Below are 1,126 nucleotides of genomic sequence, written 5' to 3'. Positions count from 1 at the left end.
TGTTTAAACGCCACCGGCCTGCCCCCCCCCCCCACCCACCGGCTCACCCGCCAGCCCCCCCCCCCCCCTTCCCCCCGCGCCGCGCGCCGCACTCCACACCCTCCCGCCGGCGGGCGCGCGGCGCGGGGGAAAGGGGGGCGTCGGTCATCGCGGATCAGCCGTTGCGTGCGGGTGGCGTCCAGACCGCGTCGGCGACGCGGATGGGCTTCGGGATCAGCTTCAGGGCGTGGAAGCGGTCGGCGATCGCCTGCTGCTCGGCGGCGACGCGGTCGTTCATCGGGCCGATGAGGTAGTCGGTGCGGTCTACCGCGCGGCGCGTGGCGGCGAGCGGCACGCCGGTGCCCTTCGAGAGCAGGTCGGCGACCGCGCCGCGGTTCTCGCCGCACCAGCGCGCGACGCCCCCGAGCACGTCGATCACCTCGGAAAGCACCTCGCCGCGGCCCTCGGCGAAGGCGCGGCTCGCCAGGAAGAAGTTGTTTTGCCGGGCGATCTCCTTGGCGGTCGCGAGCACGCGGACGCCGTCGCCGCCTTCGGCGATGGCGTAGTACGGGTCCCAGATCGTCCAGGCGTCGATGCTGCCGCGCGAGAACGCCGCCGCGGCGTCGGCCGGCGCCAACGTCACCGGCTCGATGTCGGCATAGGTGAGGCCGGCCTTCTCCAAGGCGGCGACGGTGAGGTTGTGGGCGCTCGACGCCTTGGCGAAGGCGACGCGCTTGCCCTTCAGCTCGGCGAGCGTTTTGATCGCCGAGCCCTTCGGCAGCAGGATTCCCGAGCCGGAGCCGCCGGCCTCCTGCGCCGCGGCGTAGACGAGGCTCGATCGCGCGGCCTGCGCGAAGATCGGCGGGGCGTCGCCGGTCTGCCCGAAATCGATGCCATCGAGGGAGAGCGCCTCCAGCAACGGCGGCCCGAACGAGAACTCGACCCAGCGCACCGAATGGCCGAGTGGCGCCAGCCGCTCCTCGATGACGCCGCGCTGCTTGGCGACGACGAGGATGCCGTTCTTCTGGTAGCCGATGCGCAGGACGCCGGGCTCCGCGGCGCGCGCGGCACGGGACAGGGGCAGCGCCGCGGCGAAAGCCGTGGCGAGCAGGCGGCGACGGTCGAGCATCGCCGGCCTCAGCGTGCG

General features: G+C 73.8%; 1 protein-coding gene. It reads right to left on the bottom strand.

Annotation, left to right across the window (positions count from 1 at the left end; all coding sequences use genetic code 11):
* Positions 1 to 154: 154 nt before the first annotated feature.
* A complete protein-coding gene (locus FV222_RS26905) occupies positions 155 to 1,108 on the bottom strand; it encodes an aliphatic sulfonate ABC transporter substrate-binding protein (protein WP_147761341.1) in 954 nt (317 codons plus the stop codon).
* Between the last annotated feature and the right edge of the window lie 18 nt (positions 1,109 to 1,126).

The sequence above is a fragment of the Methylobacterium sp. WL103 genome, assembly GCF_008039885.1.
GTDB classification, from domain to species: Bacteria; Pseudomonadota; Alphaproteobacteria; order Rhizobiales; family Beijerinckiaceae; genus Methylobacterium; species Methylobacterium cerastii.
This window is presented reverse-complemented; position numbering and strand designations above follow the sequence as displayed.

Excerpts from the sequence above, each read along its gene's own strand:
- FV222_RS26905 (WP_147761341.1), bottom strand. The coding sequence starts at position 1,108 with ATGCTCGACCGTCGCCGCCTGCTCGCCACGGCTTTCGCCGCGGCGCTG.